This is a genomic window from Schumannella sp. GW821-FHT10F01, assembly GCF_058809295.1.
In genome coordinates, this window is record NZ_JBXASM010000004.1 from 142322 (window position 1) to 156351 (window position 14030).

A 14030-nucleotide genomic window follows, 5' to 3' on the forward strand; every position below is an offset into this window, starting at 1 on the left:
CGTGAACGCTAGTACAGCGGTTCGGGCTCGCGTACATTCGTGCCATGGCATCGAAGAAGATCTTCGGAATCGTCCTCGCCGGCGGAGAGGGCAAGCGGCTGATGCCATTGACCGCCGATCGCGCCAAGCCCGCCGTGCCGTTCGCCGGCGGCTACCGCCTCATCGACTTCGCGCTGTCGAACCTCGTGAACTCCGGCCTGCGCCAGATCGTCGTGCTGACCCAGTACAAGTCGCACTCGCTCGACCGCCACGTGTCGCAGACCTGGCGCCTGTCCGGGATGCTCGGCGCGTACGTCGCCTCCGTGCCGGCGCAGCAGCGGCTCGGCAAGCGCTGGTTCTCCGGCTCCGCCGACGCGATCCTGCAGAGCCTCAACCTGCTGCGCGACGAGAAGCCCGACATCGTGGTGGTGGTCGGCGCCGATCACGTCTACCGCATGGACTTCAGCCAGATGATCGAGGCGCACATCGAGGCCGGCGCCGGCGTCACCGTGGCGGCCATCCGCCAGCCGATCGTGCTCGCCGACCAGTTCGGCGTCATCCAGACGGACGCCGACGACCCGACGCGCATCGCGGAGTTCCTCGAGAAGCCGAAGCACGCGACCGGCCTCGCCGACTCCCCCGACGAGATCCTCGCGTCGATGGGCAACTACGTGTTCGACGCCGACGTGCTCATGGACGCGGTGATCCGCGACGGCGAGAAGCCGGATTCCGATCACGACATGGGCGGCGACATCGTGCCGGACTTCGTCAGCCGCGGTGAGGCGTACGTCTACGACCTCAACCGGAACGAGGTGCCCGGCTCGACGGATCGCGACAAGTTCTACTGGCGCGACGTGGGCACGATCGACTCCTTCTTCGAGGCGCACCAGGACCTGATCTCGGCGCTCCCCGTCTTCAACCTCTACAACACGCAGTGGCCGATCTTCAGCCAGCAGCTCAACTCGCCGCCGGCGAAGTTCGTGCGCGACGGCCAGAACCGCACGGGCGTCGCGATCGACTCGATCGTGTCGCTCGGCTGCGTGGTGAGCGGCGGACAGCTCGAGCGCAGCGTGCTCGGCCCGTGGGTCACCGTCGGACCCGGCGCGTCGGTCGTCGACTCGGTCGTGTTCGAGCGCGTCGACATCGGCGAGGGCGCCGTCGTGCGCCGCGCCATCCTCGACAAGGAGGTCGTCGTCGAGGCCGGCGCGAGCGTCGGGGTGGACGCCGAGTCCGACCGGGCACGCGGCTACACCGTGACCGAGAGCGGCATCACCGTCGTCGGCAAGGGCGAGCGCGTCAAGGCCTGACCGCACCGCGGATCCCCGAGCCGCCCACCCCGATCCCCGAGCCGCGCACCCGGATCCCCGAGCCGCACACCCGGATCCCCGAGCCGCACACCCCGATCCCTGAGCCTGTCGAAGGGCCCGGTCCGAGCGCCCTCCCCCGCGCCGGTAGCCTGATGACGTGCCTCGCTTCCTCGTCGTGCTCGACGTCGACTCCACGCTCATCGAGAACGAGGTGATCGAGCTGCTGGCCGCGGAGGCCGGCGCCGAGGACGCCGTGCGGGAGATCACGTTCCGCGCGATGAACGGCGAGCTCGACTTCGCCGAGTCGCTGCGCGAGCGCGTCGCCGCGCTCGCCGGGCTGCCGGAATCGGTGTTCGCGACGATCGGCGAGCGGGTCGAGGTGACGCGCGGCGTGCCCGAGATGGTGGCCGGCGTGCAGGCCGCGGGCGGCCGGGTCGCGGTCGTCTCGGGCGGGTTCCACGAGGTGGTCGATCCGGTGGCCGATCGGCTCGGCCTCGACCACTGGCGCGCCAACCGGCTCGAGGTCGCCGACGGCCGGCTCACCGGCGCGCTGACGGGCCCGATCGTCGACGCGCCCGCGAAGGCGGATGCGCTCCGCGAGTGGGCGGCCGCCCTCGGCGTGCCGTTGTCGCAGACGGTGGCGATCGGCGACGGCGCGAACGACCTCGAGATGATGGCGATCTGCGGACTGTCGATCGGCTTCGACGCGAAGGCGCCGGTGCGCGACGAGGCCGCACTGCTCGTCGACGAGCGCGACCTCTCGGTCGTGCTCGACCTCCTCGACCTGCGCTGACCCTTCGGCAGGCTCAGGGAGCCGGATGGATGCGGCCGAGGGCCGGGTGCGACTCAGGGAGGCGGGGCTAGTGGCCCATCCCCAGGCCGCCGTCGACGGGGATGACCGCGCCTGAGATGTACGCGGCATCGTCAGAGGCGACCCACGCCACCACCTTCGCGACCTCCGACGGCTCGGCGAAGCGGCCCGCCGGGATGCTCTTGCGGTACTGCGCCTGCTGCTCCTCCGGCAGCACCGCGGTCATGTCGCTGACGATGAACCCGGGGGCGACCACGTTGGCGGTGATGCCGCGCGCGCCGAGCTCGCGGGTGATCGAGCGGGCCATGCCGACGAGGCCGGCCTTCGACGCCGAGTAGTTCACCTGGCCGGCGCCGCCGAACAGGCCGACGACGCTCGAGATGAGCACGATGCGGCCGTAGCGGGCCTTGAGCATGCCCTTCGACGCGCGCTTGATCACGCGGAACGTGCCGCCGAGGTTCGTGTCGACGACCTGCTCGAAGTCCTCGTCGGTCATGCGCATCAGCAGCGTGTCGCGGGTGATGCCGGCGTTCGCGATCACGACCTCCACCGGGCCGAGCTGCGCCTCCACCTCGGTGAAGGCGGCGTCGACCGCGGCCGTGTCGGTGACGTCCGCGCGAACGGTCAGCGACCCCTCAGGTCCCTCGCCGGAGCGGGCCGTCACGGCCACGCGATGGCCCTGGGCCACGAACTCCTCTGCGATCGCGCGGCCGATGCCGCGGTTGCCGCCGGTCACGAGCACGGTGCGAGAGGTCACGGTCCGAGCCTATCGGCGGCGGTGCGGGGCGGTCGGACGTACCCTGAGGGGACAGCCCATGCGCAAGCCCACCAGGTACGTCGCCACCGAGCTCCCCCCGTCGCCCGACCGGGAGCTGCACACGCGCGAGGTCAAGTACCTGGTGATGATGGGCATCCGCGTGATCTGCGTCATCCTCATCGCCGTGCTCGCCGGCACGGTCGGCGGCTGGTGGTGGGTGATCCCCGCCATCGGCGGCGTGTTCCTGCCGTACTTCGCGGTCGTCGTGGCCAACGCGGGCGGCCCGGGCACCGGCAGCACGGTGGAGCGGCCGGGCGGCATCGTCTTCGTGAAGCGCGAGGACAACGAGGGATGAGCATCGGCATCCCGGGCGGCGACGCGCCCGTGCAGTGCTCCGCGGCCGGATGCCGTGCCGACGCCGTCTGGGCGGTGCACTGGCGCAACCCGCGCATCCACGGCATCGAGCGCGTGAAGACCTGGCTCGCCTGCGACGACCACCGCGAGCACCTCGCCGACTACCTGTCGACCCGGGGGTTCCCGGTCGCGGTGACGCCGGTCGGCGAGACGGTGGAGCAGGTCTCGTGAGGCTCCCCGCCGCCGTGCGCCGCTGGGGCGGGTACGCGATCGTCGTCGTCGTGTTCGCGATCGCCTGCGGGCTGCTGTCGTGGTGGCAGTGGTCGCGCAACGCGGAGGCCCAGGCCGAGGTCGACCGGGTCGCCGCGAACTACGACGAGGCGCCGGTCGCGCCCGCGTCGCTGCTGCCCGATCTCGACTCCTGGCGGCTCGACGACGAGTGGCGCCCCGTCGAGCTGACCGGCGTGTACCTCCGCGACGAGCAGACGCTCGTGCGCAACCGCCCGAGCGGCGGCATCCCCGGGTTCGAGGTGCTCGTGCCGTTCCGCACCGACGACGGCCGCGTGCTCGTCGTCGACCGCGGCTGGATCGGGCTCGGCTCGAAGGACGACGTGCCCGACCACATCCCCGCGGCCCCGTCCGGCCGAGTCACGGTGGTGGCGCGGCTCCGGGAGGGCGAGCCCGTGCTGCCGGGCCGGAGCGCGCCGGCCGGGCAGATCCCGAGCATCCAGCTCGACGAGATGGCGGACCGCATCGGCGAGCCGACCTGGACCGGTGCGTACGGGCTGCTCTCGAGCGAGGACCCGCAGCCGGCGGAGTCGCTGCAGCTCGCCGTCCGGCCGGACCCGGACCTCGGCCCGCACATCTCCTACGCCCTGCAGTGGATCGCATTCGGCGTGCTCGCGTTCGTCGGCCTCGGCTGGGCGGTGCGGCACGACCGCCGCGTGCGCCGCGAGGAGCTGGAGGGCGCTCCCCCGGCTCCCCCGCGCCGCCGGCGCGGGCCGACGGACGCCGAGATCGAGGACGAGCTGCTCGACGCCGCCGGGCGCTGACGCGCCGCTCCCCGCGACTCGGTGGAGCGGGGGCCGGTCCGCTCAGGCGAGCGAGATGAGGTCCGCGTAGTCCTTGTTCCAGTGATCCTCGACGCCGTCGGGCAGGATCAGCACGCGCTCGGGGTTCAGCGCCTCCACAGCGCCCTCGTCGTGCGACACGAGCACCACGGCGCCCGCGTAGCCGGCCAGCGCGCCGAGGATCTCCTCGCGGCTCGCCGGGTCGAGGTTGTTCGTGGGCTCGTCGAGCAGCAGCACGTTCGCGCCGGAGACGACGATCATGGCCAGCGCCAGGCGGGTCTTCTCGCCGCCGGACAGCACGCCCGCGAGCTTGTAGCCGTCGTCGCCGGTGAACAGGAACGAGCCGAGCACGCGCCGCGCCTCCGTCTCGGTGAGCTGCGGCGACGCGCTGACCATGTTCTCCAGCACGGAGCGCTTCACGTCGATGGTCTCGTGCTCCTGCGCGTAGTACCCGACGCGGAGCCCGTGTCCGGCATCCACCACGCCGGTGTCCGGCCGGTCGACGCCCGCCAGGATGCGCAGCAGCGTCGTCTTGCCGGCGCCGTTGAGGCCGAGGATGACGACCTTCGAGCCGCGGTCGATCGCGAGGTCGACCGCGGTGAAGATCTCCAGCGAGCCGTAGCTCTTCGACAGCCCGTTCGCGGTGAGCGGGGTGCGGCCGCACGGCGCCGGGTCGGGGAAGCGCAGCTTGGCGACGCGGTCGACCTGGCGCACCTCCTCGAGGCCGGAGAGCATCTTCTCGGCGCGGGCGACCATCTGGTGCGCGGCGGCGGCCTTCGACGCCTTCGCGCCGAACTTCGCGGCCTGCAGCTGCAGCTGGGTGGCCTTCTTCTCGACGTTGACCCGCTCCTTCTTGCGGCGGTCCTCGTCGGCCTCGCGCTGGCGCAGGTAGTGCTTCCAGCCCATGTTGTAGATGTCGATCACCTGGCGGTTGGCGTCGAGGTAGAAGACCTTGTTGACGACCTCCTCCACGAGCTCGATGTCGTGGCTGATCACGATCACGCCGCCCGGGTAGCCCTTGAGGAACTCCCGCAGCCAGACGACCGAGTCGGCGTCGAGGTGGTTGGTCGGCTCGTCGAGGATCATCGTGTCGGCGTCGGAGAACAGGATGCGCGCGAGCTCGATGCGGCGGCGCTGACCGCCCGACAGCGTCTTCAGCTGCTGGTCGAGGATGCGGTCCGGCAGTGCGAGGTTCGACGCGATCGACGCGGCCTCCGCCTCCGCCGAGTACCCGCCGGCCGCCTCGAAGCGATCCTGGAGCCGGCCGTAGCGGGCCATCGCCTTCTCGGCGACGTCCGCGTCGGCGGACCCCATGGCCTCGGTCGCCTCGGTCAGCTGCAGCACGAGCGTGCCGAGCCCGCGGGCGTCGAGGATGCGCGTGCGCGCCGTCTGCTCCGGGTCGCCGGAGCGCGGGTCCTGCGGCAGGTAGCCGATCTCGCCGCTGCGGTCGACCGAGCCGGCGTTCGCGGCGAGGTCGCCGGCGAGCACCTTCGTCAGGGTCGTCTTGCCCGCGCCGTTGCGACCGACGAGCCCCACCTTGTCGCCGCGGTCGACGCGGAAGGAGACGTCCTCCATGAGCAGGCGCGCGCCGACTCGCAGTTCGAGGTTCGAGACGGCGAGCACGACGGACTCCTGACGGGAGGGGGTGGGATGACCGCGCGAGACGGCGGTCGCGGGACGACGTCGGCCAGCCCGATAGTCTACGGGCATGACGACCCCCGCCGCCGCCACTCCCCGTCTCGTGCTCGCCGACCGGCTGTTCCCCCGCGTCGACAGCCGTGCCGCGAGCCTCGCCCGCGATGCCGCCCTCGTGCTGGCCGGAGTCGCCCTCACCGCCGGGTTGGCGCAGCTGTCGATCCCGCTCTGGCCCGTGCCGATCACCGGCCAGACGCTCGCCGTGCTCATCGTGGGCTCGGCCCTCGGCGCAGCCCGCGGCGCGATCTCGATGATCGCGTACGCCGTGCTCGGCATGATCGGCCTCCCCATCTTCAGCGACGCCTCGTCGGGCCTGTCGGTCGTGCTCGGCCCGACCGGCGGCTACATCGTCGGCTTCATCGCCTCCGCCGCGCTCGTCGGCTGGCTCGCCGAGCGCTCGTGGGACCGCAAGGTGCTCAAGGCGGCTGCGACCTTCGCCGCCGGCACCCTCGTGACCTTCGCCTTCGGCCTGCCGTGGCTCTCGATCGCGCTGCACCTGAACCTCGAGCAGACGCTCCAGGGCGGCCTCTACCCGTTCCTCGTCGGCGGCGCCGTGAAGGCCGCCGTCGCCGCGGGCATCATGCCGCTGCTGTGGGCCGTGTCCGGCCGGAGCGCGTCGGCCCCGCGCGACTGAGGCCGGACTCCCCGCTCCGTGGTGCACCGCCTCTCCCGCGACGAGGCGCGCCGCATCGCGGTGCGGGCGCAGCTGCTCGACGCGGCGCGTCCCGGTGACGTCGTCGAGGTGGCCGAGCAGCTCGGCAGCATCAAGATCGATCCGACCGCGACGATCGCACCATGCGAGCACACCGTGCTGTGGTCGCGCCTCGGCTGGGGCTACGAGTCCGGTCAGCTGAACGACGTCGTCGAGCGCGACCGCCTGCTGTTCGAGCACGACGGGCAGTTCCACGCCGCGAGCCTGCTGCCGCTGATGCTGCCGGCGATGCGCGAGTGGCAGCCGCATCGGGAGTCGAATCGCGAGTGGCTCGCGGCGAACGACCGCTTCCGGCGCGACGTGCTCGCCCGGCTCCGCGCGGACGGTCCGCTGCTCGCCGCCGAGATCCCGGACACCGCGGCGGTCGCGCGCGAGTCGGACAGCTGGTCGGGCCCGAACCAGGTGCCGATCATGCTCGACCTGCTCGCCAGGAGAGGTGACGTCGCCGTCGCCGGACGCGAGGGCCGGCACCGCCGCTGGGACCTCGCGGAGCGCGTGTACCCGGCTGACCTGCCGGAGCACGATCGTGATACCGCGGCCCGCCTGCTCCAGGAGCGCCGTCTGCGCGCCGTCGGCATCGCGAAGCGGAACAGCCCGTGGTCGCGGGTCGGCGAGGCGGGCGAGCCCGCCGAGGTCGAGGGCTCGCGGTGGCGCTGGCGGGTGGACCCGGATGCGGTCGCCGCGCTCGAGCAGGACGACGACGGCCGCGTCGCCTTCCTCAACCCGTACGACGGCATGCTCGCCGACCGGCCGCGGATCGAGGAGCTGTTCGGCTTCAAGTACGTGCTCGAGCAGTTCAAGCCGGCGCCGCAGCGGGTGTACGGCTACTTCGCGCACCCGATCCTCATCGGCGACCGGTTCGCCGGCATGCTCGACGCGAAGGCGGATCGCGAGCGACGCCGCCTGACGGTCACGGCCGTGCACGAGCTGCTGCCGTTCGAGGACGAGGAGCACGACATGGTGCGCGCCGAGATCGCGGACCTCGCCGAGTGGCTCGGCGTCGAGGTCGTCGGCGACCGCTGACCCGCGGCGGCGCGTGCCGCCACGGGTCGGCCGGCGCCCGGATCAGGCGATGGCGCGCGTTCCGAGCGGCGGCACCGGGCGCGGCAGCGGGTACGCCGTCCCGGCGAGGGGCGGCGGCAGCATGTCGAGCAGGTCCTGCTGCACCGATTCGCGCGCGGCGGCGAGGAACAGAGGGTCGGCGGCCGGTGCGCGCGCGGCGGCACGGACCGAGCTCGAGACCTCGGCCAGTGCGGACTCGAGCCGGTCGAGCACGCGCCGGTGACGCCGTCGCATCCGCCTCACCTCGAAGCGGACGATCTGCCACTTCGGGCGGAACAGCACGATCACGGCAGGAACCGACGCGGCCGCGGTCCACAGCAGGCCGATCGGGTCGAGGTTGCCCAGCACCAGACCCGCGAGCGCGCCGCCCGCCGCGACCATCGTCACGACGAGGTGCGGATGCAGCGCGCCGCCCTTCCGGCGTCCCGTCTGACGGGGCGCGGCCGACGCGCCGGAGCCCTTCTGCGTCACCTCGAACTCCGTGTGCTTGCCGAGGTCGCGCAGTGCGGCCAGGAAGGCGGCGAGGTACACGGGCATGGCCGCCACCGTGAGGAGCCGTCCGCGGATCAGCAGTCCGGATTCCGTGCGGGGCCGGACGTTGAACCGCTGCGTCCAGAGCGCCGACGCCTCGATGACGAGCAGCAGCGGCAGGTAGACGCCGAGGAAGCCGACCGCATCGCCGCGGATGGCCTGCCAGCCGAGCAGCTGGTGCAGCAGCAGGAGCACGATGCCGAGGCCGAACGCCGCGCCGTTCCAGTAGAACGACAGCAGCCAGGCGTAGACGGCGATCTGCGCGGGTCGCATGCGCCGGACCAGCCCTGGCGAGCGGGTCAGGTGGAGGTCGATGCTGCCCTTCGCCCAGCGGAACTGCTGCTTGAAGAACGCGCCCCACTGGGTCGGCCCCTCCCCCACGGCGAGCGGCTCCGCGACGTACACCGACCGCCAGCCGCGCGCGTGCAGCGTCATGCCGGTCGCGAGATCCTCCGTCAGATGCGCGAAGTACAGCCCCGCCTCGCGCAGCGCGGCGACCCGGATGACGTGGTTGGCGCCGATCAGCAGCGCCGAGTCGATGGTGCTGAGGCCGCGCATGACGGGCCCGTAGAAGCCGTAGGTCTGCTCTGCGGCTCCGCGCGCGAGGAAGCTCTCGGTGTTCCCGTAGATCTGAGGGGTGCCGACCCAGGCGATCCTCTGGTCGGAGAACTCGCGCAGCGTGCGGGTGAGGAAGTCGCGCCGGGGCAGGAAGTCGGTGTCGATCTGCGCCACGAAGTCGTAGGAGAGCCCGTGCGCCTCGTACCAGGCGTTGTGATTGCCGCCCTTGGTCTTCGCCGAGTAAGTGCCGCCGATGGTGTTCCAGCGCGCGACGCCCTTCCGGCTGAAGTAGCGCACGCCGAGCAGGCGGCAGAGCCGCCGCACCCGGTCGTCGCCGCCCTCGTCGAGCACCCAGGTGTCGTGCGGGTGGTCGGCCCTCGTCATCGCCTTGAGGGTCTGCGCGAGCATCTCGAGCGGCTCGCTGCCGGGCACGAACGTGGTGATGAACGCGACCCGCGTGTCCGCCGGATCGGGCAGCTCAGGCAGGCCGCGGCGGCGGCGCACCGGCCTGCGCTGCAGGAGTCCCGTCATGACCCACGTGAGGAGGGCCATGACGGTGTTCTGCAGGAGGACGAAGCAGAGGAGGGCGAGGAGGACGCCGTCGAGCGGCGACGGATCCGGCCCGAGATTCGCGGCGAGCCGCGCGGGGTCGAGCACGTAGAGGGCGAAGCGGAGGGCGCAGAGGAGGATCACGGTCGTGATCCCCCAGTAGGCGACGCGCTGGAGGACGGTCATCGGGGGCACCTGTTCTGCCGGCGGGGGCCGACGGGTGAGCAGCAGGCGAAACGGGTCGACGGGGGGCGTCGTGGTCGAGGCGATCGGGTCGGGTGCGCCGGGGCGCGGCGCCGCGGATCGGGCGCCGAGAGACGGGGATGCCGCGGCGATCGGGGAGGTCGCGCGCGGGTTCGGGTCGTGCTCGGATCGCGACCCCGTCCGCTGCGCCGTCGAAGCCTCTCGAACGCGACCCTGCGCTCAACCTAGCGGAGCGGCGCGGCCACCGGGAGGCCGGGCTCACCGGGAGGCCGGGCTCACCGGGACTCGCCCCCAGCGCGACGGAGCCCCTCCCGGGATCCCGGGAGGGGCTCGCAGGCTGGCGGCGTCCGCTCAGATGCTGAAGCCGAGCGAGCGCATCATGTCGCGCCCGTCGTCGGTGATGCGCTCCATGCCCCACGGCGGCATCCACACCCAGTTGATGCGGAAGCGCTCCACGACGCCGTCGAGCGCGTCGGCGATCTGCTCCTCGATCACGTCGGTGAGCGGGCAGCCGGCGCTGGTCAGGGTCATCGAGATGATGAGCGCGTCGTTCTCGTCGTCCCAGGCGAGGTCGTAGATGAGGCCGAGGTCGACGATGTTGACCCCGAGCTCGGGGTCGACGACGTCCTTGAGGCTCTCCGACACCTGGTCGAAGAGCGCGGGTGCGAGTGCGGTGGGCATGTGCGACCTCCGGTCCGGAGCCTACGCCGGAGCGGCGAGGTAGCGGTCGTAGCCCTCGTCCTCGAGACGGTCGGCCAGCTCGCGGCCGCCCTCCTCGGCGACCCGGCCATCGACGAAGACGTGCACGAAGTCGGGCTCGATGTAGCGCAGGATGCGCGTGTAGTGCGTGATCAGCAGCACGCCGAGGTCGGTCGCGGCGTGGGCGCGGTTCACGCCCTCCGACACGATCTTCAGGGCGTCCACGTCGAGGCCGGAGTCGGTCTCGTCGAGTACCGCGAGCTTCGGCTTGAGCAGCTCGAGCTGCAGGATCTCGTGGCGCTTCTTCTCGCCGCCCGAGAAGCCCTCGTTGACGTTGCGGCCCGAGAACGACGAGTCCATGCGCAGCTCGGCCATGGCCTGGCCGACGGTCTTCGCCCAGCCGCGGATGGCCGGCGCCTCGCCGTCGATCGCGGTCTTCGCGGTGCGCAGGAAGTTCGCGACCGTGACGCCCGGGATCTCGACCGGGTACTGCATCGCGAGGAACAGGCCGGCTCGGGCGCGCTCGTCGATCGTCATCGCCAGGACGTCCTGGCCGTCGAGGGTGATCGAGCCGCCGTCGACCTTGTAACGGGGGTGGCCGGCGATCGTGTACGCCAGGGTCGACTTGCCGGACCCGTTCGGGCCCATGACGGCGTGGATCTCGCCCTGGCCGATGGTCAGGTCGACGCCCTTGAGGATCGGCTTCGTGCCCTGATCGGTCTCGATCGAGACCTGCAGGTCGCGGATCTCCAGTGTGCTCATGTCTCTTCGCTCCAGCGGTGGTTCGTGTTCAGCTCAGACCGCGACCGTGACGGCCGGGTCGATGTAGACGTCGCCGTCGCGGATCTCGACCGCGAAGACGGGGACCGGCTCGTAGGCCGGCAGGGTCAGGGGCTTGCCCGAGGTCAGGGAGAACTTCGACCCGTGCGCCCAGCACTCGAGCGTGTCGTCCTCCACGAAGCCCTCCGACAGCGAGATGTCGCCGTGGGTGCAGGTGTCGCCGATGGCGTGGATGTCGCCGGCTGAGTCCTTGACGACCGCGATGGACACGCCGTCGAGCACGACCTTGCGCGCGCTCTCGACCGTGATCTCATCGGCGCCGCAGACCCGCTGCGCGCTCACCGCGCCGCCTCGAGCTCCGCGACCAGCGCGGCCTGCAGGCGCTCCTCGAGGGCCGGCTCGCCGATCCGCTGCACGACCTCGCTGAGGAAGCCGAGCACGACGAGGCGACGGGCCTCGTCCTCCGGGATGCCCCGGGCGCGGAGGTAGAACAGCTGCTCGTCGTCGAAGCGGCCCGTCGCGCTCGCGTGACCGGCGCCGGCGATGTCGCCGGTCTCGATCTCGAGGTTCGGGATGCTGTCGGCGCGGGTGCCGTCGGAGAGCACGAGGTTGCGGTTCTGCTCGTAGCTGTCGGTGCCGGTCGCGGTGCGGCCGATCAGCACGTCGCCGATCCAGACCGTGTGCGCGCCCTGGCCGTTCAGCGCGCCCTTGTAGGTCACGCGGCTCTTCGTGTGCGGGGCGTCGTGGTTGACGTACACCTGCTGCTCGAGGTGCTGCGCCGCGTCGGCGAAATACAGGCCGAGCATCTCGACGTCGCCGCCCTCGCCGGCCAGGTGGGTCTGCGGGTTGACGCGCACGATCGAGCCGCCGAGCGACACGACGATGTGCTTGAGCACCCCGTCGCGCTCGACGCGGGCGAAGTGCGTGGCCAGATGGGCCGCCTCGTCGTCCCACTCCTGCACGCTGACCACGGTCAGGTGCGCGCCGGCGCCGACGACGATCTCGACGTTCTCGGCCAGGCGGGCCGGCCCGCGGCTGTCGAGCACGACGAGCCCGCGCGACTGCGGCGCGGCGTCGACCACGACGTGGGCGGCACGCGGGGCGGCGTCGAGGTGCGCCCGGGTGACGGTGAGCACCTCGGCCTCGCCCTCGACGCTGATCAGGAGGGCCCTCTCGAAGGACGACCAGGCGTTCGCGGAGGCCTTGTCCTCGGGGGTGCCGGCGCGGCCGATGCGGGCGTCGTCGCGCTCGATCCACTCGACGTCGGTGCCCGCGGACTCCGGGTACTGCACGGCGTACGGCGCGCCGTCGAGCTCGCCGTCGATGAGATCGCGGATGCGGTCGACCGGCGTGAACTTCCAGTCGACCTCGCGGCCCGTGACCTCGAAGTCGGCCGGGTCGTGGCTCGTCGGCCGCGCGGAGCGCGTCTGGACGGGGACGCGCCGCTCGCCGGCGTCCCAGCCCCCGTCGCTGTGCGGCTTCGCGCCGTGCTGCTCGGGAGTGAGGGTGCTGCTCAACCGACGCTGCCTTCCATGCTCATCTCGATGAGCTTGTTCAGCTCCAGGGCGTACTCCATCGGCAGCTCGCGCGCGATCGGCTCGATGAAGCCGCGCACGATCATCGCCATCGCCTCGTCCTCCGGCATGCCGCGGGACTGCAGGTAGAACAGCTGCTCCTCGCTCACGCGCGACACGGTCGCCTCGTGGCCGAGCTGCACGTCGTCGACGCGGATGTCGATGGCCGGGTAGGTGTCGGAGCGCGAGATCGTGTCGACGAGCAGCGCGTCGCAGCGGACCGTGTTGGCCGCGTGGTGCGCGTTCGCGTCGACGCGGACCTCGCCGCGGTAGCCGGCTCGGCCGCCGCCGCGGGCGATCGACTTGGAGACGATCGACGACGTCGTGTGCGGCGCCATGTGGATCATCTTCGCGCCGGCGTCCTGGTGCTGGCCGGGGCCGGCGAACGCGACGGACAGGGTCTCGCCCTTGGCGTGCTCCCCCATCAGATAGATCGAGGGGTACTTCATCGTCACCTTGGAGCCGATGTTGCCGTCGATCCACTCCATGGTCGCGCCCTCGTGCGCCACGGCGCGCTTGGTGACCAGGTTGTAGACGTTGTTCGACCAGTTCTGGATCGTCGTGTAGCGAACGCGGGCGTTCTTCTTCACGATGATCTCGACGACGGCCGAGTGCAGCGAGTCCGAGGAGTAGATCGGGGCGGTGCAGCCCTCGATGTAGTGCACGTAGCTGTCCTCGTCCGCGATGATCAGCGTCCGCTCGAACTGGCCCATGTTCTCGGTGTTGATGCGGAAGTACGCCTGCAGCGGGATCTCGACGTGCACGCCCTTCGGCACGTAGACGAACGACCCGCCAGACCACACGGCCGTGTTCAGCGCGGCGAACTTGTTGTCGCCGGCCGGGATGACCGTGCCGAAGTACTCCTCGAAGATCTCGGGGTGCTCCTTGAGCGCGGTGTCGGTGTCCATGAAGATGACGCCCTGCGCCTCCAGGTCCTCCTGGATCTGGTGGTAGACGACCTCGGACTCGTACTGCGCGGCGACGCCGGAGACGAGGCGCTTGCGCTCGGCCTCCGGGATGCCCAGCCGGTCGTACGTGTTGCGGATGTCCTCGGGGAGGTCCTCCCACGAGCCCGCCTGCTTCTCGGTCGAGCGCACGAAGTACTTGATGTTGTCGAAGTCGATGCCCGTGAGATCGGCACCCCACGTCGGCATCGGCTTCATGCCGAAGAGCTTGAGGGCCTTCATGCGGTTGCGGAGCATCCACTCCGGCTCGCTCTTCAGCGCCGAGATCTCGGACACGACCTGCTCGGAGAGCCCGCGCTTGGCGATGGCGCCCGCGGCGTCCGAGTCGGACCAGCCGAACTCGTACTGCCCCAGGCCGTTGAGCTCCGGCCGGTCGATGAGCACATCTGACATGGCAAACCTTCTTCCTCCCGAAGCGGGCCA

Annotated in this window: 15 protein-coding genes; 7 read left to right on the plus strand and 8 right to left on the minus strand. The window is 71.5% G+C overall.

What is annotated here, in order from left to right:
* The first annotated feature begins 44 nt into the window (after positions 1-44).
* Complete coding sequence (gene glgC, locus AC1RSJ_RS07020) at positions 45-1286, plus strand: glucose-1-phosphate adenylyltransferase (RefSeq protein ID WP_493117630.1); 1242 nt, start codon at positions 45-47, stop codon at positions 1284-1286.
* Between the two features lie 157 nt (positions 1287-1443).
* Positions 1444-2079 carry a phosphoserine phosphatase SerB gene (serB, locus tag AC1RSJ_RS07025; protein ID WP_493117631.1) on the plus strand — a complete coding sequence of 212 codons (636 nt, stop codon included), beginning with the start codon at positions 1444-1446 and terminating at the stop codon, positions 2077-2079.
* A 67-nt stretch (positions 2080-2146) separates the two neighbouring features.
* On the opposite strand, the gene AC1RSJ_RS07030 is transcribed toward serB, so the two are convergent.
* Positions 2147-2854 carry a beta-ketoacyl-ACP reductase gene (locus AC1RSJ_RS07030; protein ID WP_493117632.1) on the minus strand — a complete coding sequence of 236 codons (708 nt, stop codon included), beginning with the start codon at positions 2852-2854 and terminating at the stop codon, positions 2147-2149.
* Positions 2855-2912: 58 nt separating this feature from the next.
* Between AC1RSJ_RS07030 and AC1RSJ_RS07035 the strand changes: the two genes are divergently transcribed.
* From AC1RSJ_RS07035 to AC1RSJ_RS07045, 3 genes are read left to right on the plus strand one after another with little or no spacing between them, the layout of a single operon-like run.
* Positions 2913-3209, plus strand: coding sequence for a DUF3099 domain-containing protein (locus AC1RSJ_RS07035; protein WP_493117633.1), 297 nt, complete (start codon positions 2913-2915; stop codon positions 3207-3209).
* The gene (locus AC1RSJ_RS07040) at positions 3206-3439 is read left to right on the plus strand and encodes a hypothetical protein (protein WP_493117634.1); all 234 of its coding nucleotides are present in this window, start codon (positions 3206-3208) and stop codon (positions 3437-3439) included. The genes AC1RSJ_RS07035 and AC1RSJ_RS07040 overlap by 4 nt, the downstream gene beginning before the upstream one ends.
* A complete protein-coding gene (locus tag AC1RSJ_RS07045; RefSeq protein ID WP_493117635.1) occupies positions 3436-4260 on the plus strand; it encodes an SURF1 family cytochrome oxidase biogenesis protein in 825 nt (274 codons plus the stop codon). The genes AC1RSJ_RS07040 and AC1RSJ_RS07045 overlap by 4 nt, the downstream gene beginning before the upstream one ends.
* 42 nt (positions 4261-4302) lie before the next feature.
* On the opposite strand, the gene AC1RSJ_RS07050 is transcribed toward AC1RSJ_RS07045, so the two are convergent.
* Positions 4303-5901 (minus strand): ABC-F family ATP-binding cassette domain-containing protein, encoded by a 1599-nt coding sequence (locus tag AC1RSJ_RS07050; protein WP_493117636.1) that lies wholly within the window; start codon positions 5899-5901, stop codon positions 4303-4305.
* A gap of 85 nt (positions 5902-5986) precedes the next feature.
* On the opposite strand from AC1RSJ_RS07050, the gene AC1RSJ_RS07055 reads away from it, so the two are divergent.
* Positions 5987-6607, plus strand: coding sequence for a biotin transporter BioY (locus AC1RSJ_RS07055; RefSeq protein WP_493117637.1), 621 nt, complete (start codon positions 5987-5989; stop codon positions 6605-6607).
* A gap of 21 nt (positions 6608-6628) precedes the next feature.
* Entirely contained in the window at positions 6629-7708 is a 1080-nt protein-coding gene (locus AC1RSJ_RS07060) for a DNA glycosylase AlkZ-like family protein (protein ID WP_493117717.1), read from the plus strand.
* A gap of 42 nt (positions 7709-7750) precedes the next feature.
* On the opposite strand, the gene AC1RSJ_RS07065 is transcribed toward AC1RSJ_RS07060, so the two are convergent.
* The 6 genes from AC1RSJ_RS07065 to sufB all read right to left on the minus strand — a co-directional run bounded on the left by AC1RSJ_RS07065 (position 7751) and on the right by sufB (position 14000).
* A complete protein-coding gene (locus tag AC1RSJ_RS07065) occupies positions 7751-9571 on the minus strand; it encodes a glycosyltransferase family 2 protein (RefSeq protein WP_493117638.1) in 1821 nt (606 codons plus the stop codon).
* 369 nt (positions 9572-9940) lie between these two features.
* Complete coding sequence (locus tag AC1RSJ_RS07070) at positions 9941-10270, minus strand: metal-sulfur cluster assembly factor (RefSeq protein ID WP_493117639.1); 330 nt, start codon at positions 10268-10270, stop codon at positions 9941-9943.
* Between the two features lie 21 nt (positions 10271-10291).
* Entirely contained in the window at positions 10292-11050 is a 759-nt protein-coding gene (gene sufC, locus AC1RSJ_RS07075; protein WP_493117640.1) for a Fe-S cluster assembly ATPase SufC, read from the minus strand.
* A 33-nt stretch (positions 11051-11083) separates the two neighbouring features.
* Entirely contained in the window at positions 11084-11410 is a 327-nt protein-coding gene (locus AC1RSJ_RS07080; RefSeq protein ID WP_493117641.1) for a non-heme iron oxygenase ferredoxin subunit, read from the minus strand.
* On the minus strand, positions 11407-12585 hold the full coding sequence (gene sufD, locus AC1RSJ_RS07085; RefSeq protein ID WP_493117642.1) for a Fe-S cluster assembly protein SufD: 1179 nt from the start codon (positions 12583-12585) through the stop codon (positions 11407-11409). The genes AC1RSJ_RS07080 and sufD overlap by 4 nt, the downstream gene beginning before the upstream one ends.
* Positions 12582-14000, minus strand: coding sequence for a Fe-S cluster assembly protein SufB (gene sufB, locus AC1RSJ_RS07090; protein ID WP_493117643.1), 1419 nt, complete (start codon positions 13998-14000; stop codon positions 12582-12584). Before sufB ends, sufD begins: the two co-directional genes overlap by 4 nt.
* Positions 14001-14030: the final 30 nt, after the last annotated feature.